Source organism: Sphingomonas sp. (assembly GCF_019242355.1).
In the GTDB taxonomy this organism is placed as follows: domain Bacteria; phylum Pseudomonadota; class Alphaproteobacteria; order Sphingomonadales; family Sphingomonadaceae; genus Sphingomicrobium.
Map to the genome: position 1 here is coordinate 1 of NZ_JAFAVR010000060.1, position 5,788 is coordinate 5,788.

A 5,788-nucleotide genomic window follows, 5' to 3' on the forward strand; every position below is an offset into this window, starting at 1 on the left:
AATGTCCCAGCCGAACATCGCGGCATCGTCGAGGTCCTCGGCGAAGTGAGCGCCGTAAACGAGCAGCTTCTTCGGCACGCAGCCCCGGATGACGCAGGTGCCCCCGACCTTGTGCTCCTCGGCGATCGCGACCCGGGCACCATAAGCCGCCGACACTCGCGCCGCACGGACGCCGCCCGACCCGGCGCCAATTACGAACAGGTCGTAGTCGGCCATCAGAGCGCTGCCCGTTCGATCAGTGCGCGCGTGGACGGGTCCATGTCCGAATGGTCGGCGGACTCCGACAGCTTGCGGGCAATCTGCTTGCCAAGCTCCACGCCGAACTGGTCGAAGGGATTGATGCCCATCAGCACCGCATTGGCGAAGGTCCGGTGTTCGTAGAAAGCGATCAGCGCGCCGAGCGTGCGCGGATCGAGCCGGTCGAGCAGGATCGTCGTGCTCGGCCGATTGCCCGGATAGCTGCGCTGCGGGTCGTCGCTGGCGCTTCCGGTCATCAGCGCGGAGCCCTGGGCGAAAGCATTGAGCAGCAGTTGCCGGTGATGCTCGGCATCGAGGCTGTCATCGTCCTCGATCACGGCAACGAATTCGACCGGCACGGTAACGGTGCCCTGGTGAAGCAACTGGAACACGGCATGCTGCGCGTCGGTCCCAACTCCGCCCCAGGTGATGGGCGCGGTCGGGCCCTCCAGCGCCTTCCCGGTCGCGGTCACCGACTTGCCGTTCGATTCCATCTCCAGCTGCTGAAGGTAGAATGGAAGGAGACGAAGCCGCTCATCATAGGCAAACACCGCCCGCGTCTGGCACCCCAGCCGCTCGACATAGAAGCGATCGGCGAAGGCGGCGAGCAGCGGCATGTTCGCCTGCGGTTCGGCAAAGCGGAAATGGCGGTCCACCTCGGCGGCGCCCTCCAGCAGCTCCTCGAACCCGCTCCAGCCAAAGGCGAGCGCCGCCGAGATGCCGACCGAGCTCCACAGCGAATAGCGGCCGCCGACGCCCTCGCCGAACTGCAGGATGCGAGTCTCGTCGATCCCGGCTCGGGTCGCCGCGTCCGGACTGGCCGTCACCGCAATGACTCGCCCGTAGGGATCGGCGACCCCGGCGCCTCGCAGCCAGTCGAGCGCCGCGTCCATGTTGGCGAGCGTCTCTGCAGTGGTGAAGGTCTTCGACACGGCGACGACCAGGGTCGTCGCGGGGTCGAGCGTGCTCACCGCGTCGTCGAAGGCCTGCCCGTCGATGTTCGACAGGAAGCGCACGTCGAGCCGCGAGCCACGCCGGCCAAGGGCGTCGACCAGCAGCGCCGGGCCGAGCACCGAGCCGCCGATGCCGATGTGGAGCACGCCGGTGACGTCGCCAAAGGCGCCGGCCTCGACCGCGTCCACCAGGGCGCGGGTCCGCTGATGACGCGCAGCGGAGAGGTCGACATCCTCGGGCGCCCCGCTTCCGCGCTCGGCGACATGGATTGCCGGCCGCCCTTCGCTGAGGTTGACGATCTCCCCCGCGAACAAGGCGTGGCGCGCCTTTTCGAAGCCTGCAGTCTCGGCCCGTGAGACAAACTCCGCGACCAGCGCCTGGTCGAGGTGGGTCTTGGACCAGTCGAAGTAGAGACCCGCAAGCTCGATGCTAAGCCGGCTGAGTCGGTCGGGCTCGCGCTCGAACAGTTCGTCGAGGCGGGAGGGTTGGTTCGGTTCAGCGGCAGTCATTCCAGCGCCACATAATGACGGCGGTGCATATTGCCACCCTGCTTGGCTGTCCGCTGGCCGACGCCGCCTTGACCTCGCCGCATCCGACGGAAAGAAGCGCTCGCGATGCCATCCCCTGTTCCATCCAGCACTGCCGATGACGGCGCCTCCGCGCCGAAGCCCGAGAAGACCGAGACCGCCGGAAGCCTGGCGCGCTTCCTGCTCAGCATTGCGCTTATCGCATGGGCGATGCGCAGCCTCTTCATCCAGCCCTTCTCGATCCCTTCCGGATCGATGCTGCCGGCGCTCTTCATCGGCGACTATATCGCGGTGTCGAAATGGCCCTATGGCTATTCCCGCTACAGCTTTCCGTGGAGTTTCCCGCCGATCAACGGCCGGATCTTCGCCGGGCTGCCGAAGCGCGGCGACGTCGTTGTCTTCCACCTGCCGTCCGAGAACGCCGACCTCGTGAAGCGGGTCATCGGCCTGCCTGGCGACACGGTCGAGGTGCGCGGCGGTGCACTGATCCTGAATGGCCGGATCGTTCCCCGGCGGCCGCTATCCCCTGTCGCGATGCCGATCAGCCCGAACAGCCCGTGCCGCGTGATCCCGCCCGCTCAGCCGGACGTCGTCGAGCGCGGCGGCCATCCCTATTGCCTCTATCCCGCCTTGCTCGAGAGCCTTCCCGGCGGCCCGAGCTATACGGTGCTCGACCAGGTCGACGCCAGCGCGGGCGATAATTTTGGCCCGGCGAAGGTGCCGGCCGGCCGCCTGTTCCTGATGGGCGACAATCGAGACGACAGCCTCGACAGCCGCTTCCCGACCGATGAAGGCGGAGTCGACATGCTTCCGCTCGAGGATGTGATCGGCCGCGCCCAGCTGACCTTCTGGTCGACCGATGGAAGCGCGTCCTATGTAAAGCCCTGGACCTGGTTCACCGCGCTCAGGGCGCGGCGAATAGGCAATGGCTACACCGGCCCAGCAAGATGAGCGACGACGTCGCTCGCTTCGTCGCCGAGCGGATCGGGCGCCGAACGGCCCAACCGGCACTGTTCGAGCGCGCCTTCACCCATGGCAGCATCGGCCGCGACAGCTACGAACGGCTCGAGTTCCTCGGTGACCGGGTGCTCGGCCTGTCGATCGCGGCGGCGCTGTTCGAGCGCTACCCGGACGAGCCGGAAGGCAAGCTGTCTCGGCGTTACAATGACCTCGTCGCTCGCGAGACCTGCGCCGAAGTTGGCCGGGAGCTCGGCCTGCCGCCGCTGATCCGGCTCGGCAAGCAGGCGCGCGAGGACGGCGCCAATCGCAGTGACAATGTCGTCGGCGACGTCGTCGAGGCGCTGATCGGCGCCGTGTTCATCGATGCTGGGTTCGAGGCGGCGCGCCGGTTCGTCGTCACTGCCTGGACCCCTTATCTCGACGGCCAGGGACGAGCCCCCAAGCATCCCAAGTCCGCGCTCCAGGAACTGGCCGCAGCGCAAGGCCGCAGGAACCCCGACTATGAGCTGGTGTCGCGCACCGGCGCCCATCACGCGCCGCGGTTCGAGGTCCGGGTCAGCATTCCCGGACTGGGAGAGGCGACCGCCGACGGGTCGAGCAAGCAGGAAGCCGAAACCGCCGCCGCGGCCGCGCTGCTGGACAAGCTGCAATGACGGCCGATGCGACCAGGGCCGGCTTCGTCGCAGTGATCGGCGCCCCGAATGCCGGCAAGTCCACGCTCGTGAACGCGCTGGTCGGGCAGAAGGTCGCGATCGTCAGCCCGAAGGCGCAGACCACGCGAGCCCGGCTGATGGGCATTGCGATCGAAGGCACGGCCCAAGTCCTGCTTGTCGACACCCCCGGTATTTTCGCGCCTCGCCGCCGGCTCGACCGCGCGATGGTCGCCGCTGCCTGGACAGTTGCGGAGGACGCCGACCTCAACCTGCTGGTCATCGATGCGTCGACGGGCATCAAGGGGGATGTTGAACGCATCGTGGCAGCGCTCGAGACCCGCGAGCATTCCCTCTTCGTCGCGCTCAACAAGATCGACCTCGTCGCCAAGGAAACGCTCCTTGGCCTGTCCGCCGGCCTGACGGAGCGGCTCAACCCGGACCAGGTCTTCATGATCAGCGCTGCGCAGGGCGACGGAGTCTCCGACCTCAAGCAGGCGCTGAGCGCCGCCATGCCGGAGGGGCCCTGGCTCTACCCCGAGGACGAGGTCTCCGACGCGACCGACCGAATGATCGCCGCCGAGCTCACCCGCGAGCAGATCGTCAACCAGCTGCACCAGGAGTTGCCCTACGCAACCGCCGTCGAGACCGAGACCTGGTCCGACCGGCCGGACGGGTCCACCGAAATCCGCCAGCAGATCCTCGTTGCGCGTGACAGCCAGAAGGCGATCGTGATCGGCAAGGGTGGCCGGCGGCTCAAGGCGATTGGCGCCGGCGCTCGCGCGGAGATCGCCCAGCACCTCGGCCGGCCGGTGCATCTGTTCCTCCACGTCAAGGTCAATCCGCGCTGGGATGAGGACCGCGGCCTGTATCGCGACATCGGCCTCGAATGGGCGGACTAGCTCAGCAGGTCATCGACCCAGCGGGGGACCAGTTCGCTCGCTGGGCCGGTGCGGCTTTCGTCGAACAGATAGCTGCCGAGGCTAGGCTCCAGGTTCATTTCCAGCGTTCGAGCCCCGCAATAACGCGCCGTCTGAACGAAACCCGCCGCCGGATAGACCGCGCCTGACGTTCCGATCGACACGAACAGGTCGCAGCGGCGGATGGCCTCCTCGATCCGGTCCATCTGATAGGGCATTTCCCCGAACCAGACGATGTCGGGCCGAACGCCGCCGACTGAGCCGCAGGATGGACAGGACGACTGCTCGCCCATCGCCGCTTCCCACCGGAACCGCTCTCCGCACGCCAGGCACCAGCCGCTTTTCAGCTCGCCGTGCATATGGATCAGCCGTTTCGACCCGGCACGTTCGTGCAGGTCATCGACATTCTGGGTGACGAGCAGCAGGTCGCCCGGCCATTGCCCGTCAAGCCGCGCGAGCGCGCGATGGGCGGCATTCGGCTCGACACTTCCGAGCTTCGCGCGCCGGGCGTCGTAGAAGGCATGCACCAGCGCCGGATCGCGCGCGAAGGCCTCTGGCGTGCACACGTCCTCGACGCGGTGCCCTTCCCACAGACCGTCAGGCCCGCGAAAGGTCGCGAGACCACTTTCGGCGGAGACTCCGGCGCCCGTTAGGATGACAATGTTGCGGATGTCCATGGCCCAAGCATAGAAGGCTCGCGCAATGAGCGAAGGGCAAATTCGTGTCGGGATCGGCGGCTGGACCTTCCCGCCCTGGCGCGGGACCTTCTATCCGAACAAATGGCCGCAATCGAAGGAGCTCGATTACGCATCGCGCGCGCTGACCGTGATCGAGATCAACTCCACCTTCTATTCGCGGCAAAGTCCGAAGAGCTGGGAGAAATGGGCGGCGACCGCGCCCGATGGATTCCAGTTCGCGATCAAGGGATCGCGCTTCTGTGTCACCCGGCCGAAGCTCGCCGACGCCGGGGAAGGTATCGACACCTTCTTCGCGCAGGAGATGACGGCCCTCGGCCCCAAGCTCGGGCCGATCATGTGGCAGCTCGCGCCGCGCCGGAAGTTCGACCGCGACGATATCGCCCGGTTCATCGACCTGCTTCCATTGAAGTACGACGGGCAGAAGCTCCGTCACGCGATCGAACCGAGGGACGAAAGCTATCGCGATGAGCGGTTCGTGGAGCTCTGCCGCGCCCGAAACGTCGCGATCGTGTTCGACGATTCAGAGAAGTTCCCGGCGATCGACACGGACTCCGCCGATTTCACCTATGCGCGTCTGCAACGGATGAGCGAGGACGTGGCGACCGGCTACGAAGCCGACGCCCTCGACACAATCGCCGATCGGGCGCGCCAACAGCAGGATGCCGGCCGGGACGTCTATCTGCTACTCATCAATGGCGCCAAGGTTCGCGCCCCGATGGCGGCGCTGGCCCTTCAGGAACGGCTTGCGCTAAGCCCCCGCAAATGAGCACGCCCGGCCAGCCGATCCGCATCGCCCTGTTCGCGCCCAACGGCCGCATGGGCCGCGCGATCGCGGGAGTTGT

General features: G+C 66.9%; 7 protein-coding genes. 4 read left to right on the top strand and 3 right to left on the bottom strand.

Features of this window, described 5'->3' with window-relative positions; all coding sequences use genetic code 11:
* Both JOZ79_RS02575 and pgi read right to left on the bottom strand, forming a co-directional pair.
* Positions 1–216: FAD-dependent oxidoreductase (locus JOZ79_RS02575; protein ID WP_294070140.1), on the bottom strand; the 216-nt coding region annotated here is incomplete at its 3' end.
* Positions 216–1,700, bottom strand: coding sequence for a glucose-6-phosphate isomerase (pgi, locus tag JOZ79_RS02580; RefSeq protein WP_294070143.1), 1,485 nt, complete (start codon positions 1,698–1,700; stop codon positions 216–218). The genes pgi and JOZ79_RS02575, both read right to left, overlap by 1 nt.
* Positions 1,701–1,805: 105 nt before the next feature.
* On the opposite strand from pgi, the gene lepB reads away from it, so the two are divergent.
* Genes lepB through era form a run of 3 tightly spaced genes read left to right on the top strand, consistent with a single transcriptional unit; the run spans position 1,806 to position 4,230 of the window.
* Positions 1,806–2,669 carry a signal peptidase I gene (gene lepB, locus JOZ79_RS02585; RefSeq protein WP_294070146.1) on the top strand — a complete coding sequence of 288 codons (864 nt, stop codon included), beginning with the start codon at positions 1,806–1,808 and terminating at the stop codon, positions 2,667–2,669.
* Positions 2,666–3,331, top strand: coding sequence for a ribonuclease III (gene rnc, locus JOZ79_RS02590; protein WP_294070149.1), 666 nt, complete (start codon positions 2,666–2,668; stop codon positions 3,329–3,331). The genes lepB and rnc overlap by 4 nt, the downstream gene beginning before the upstream one ends.
* Positions 3,328–4,230 (top strand): GTPase Era, encoded by a 903-nt coding sequence (gene era / locus JOZ79_RS02595; protein ID WP_294070151.1) that lies wholly within the window; start codon positions 3,328–3,330, stop codon positions 4,228–4,230. The genes rnc and era overlap by 4 nt, the downstream gene beginning before the upstream one ends.
* On the opposite strand, the gene JOZ79_RS02600 is transcribed toward era, so the two are convergent.
* A complete protein-coding gene (locus JOZ79_RS02600; protein WP_294070154.1) occupies positions 4,227–4,925 on the bottom strand; it encodes an NAD-dependent deacylase in 699 nt (232 codons plus the stop codon). The two genes, era and JOZ79_RS02600, sit on opposite strands and share 4 nt — an antisense overlap.
* Positions 4,926–4,950: 25 nt before the next feature.
* Between JOZ79_RS02600 and JOZ79_RS02605 the strand changes: the two genes are divergently transcribed.
* On the top strand, positions 4,951–5,712 hold the full coding sequence (locus tag JOZ79_RS02605) for a DUF72 domain-containing protein (protein WP_294070157.1): 762 nt from the start codon (positions 4,951–4,953) through the stop codon (positions 5,710–5,712).
* The last annotated feature ends 76 nt before the right edge of the window (positions 5,713–5,788 follow it).

Coding starts and splice junctions, on each gene's coding strand:
- JOZ79_RS02600 (WP_294070154.1), bottom strand. CDS start 4,925: ATGGACATCCGCAACATTGTCATCCTAACGGGCGCCGGAGTCTCCGCC.
- rnc (WP_294070149.1), top strand. CDS start 2,666: ATGAGCGACGACGTCGCTCGCTTCGTCGCCGAGCGGATCGGGCGCCGA.
- JOZ79_RS02605 (WP_294070157.1), top strand. CDS start 4,951: ATGAGCGAAGGGCAAATTCGTGTCGGGATCGGCGGCTGGACCTTCCCG.
- pgi (WP_294070143.1), bottom strand. CDS start 1,700: ATGACTGCCGCTGAACCGAACCAACCCTCCCGCCTCGACGAACTGTTC.
- era (WP_294070151.1), top strand. CDS start 3,328: ATGACGGCCGATGCGACCAGGGCCGGCTTCGTCGCAGTGATCGGCGCC.
- lepB (WP_294070146.1), top strand. CDS start 1,806: ATGCCATCCCCTGTTCCATCCAGCACTGCCGATGACGGCGCCTCCGCG.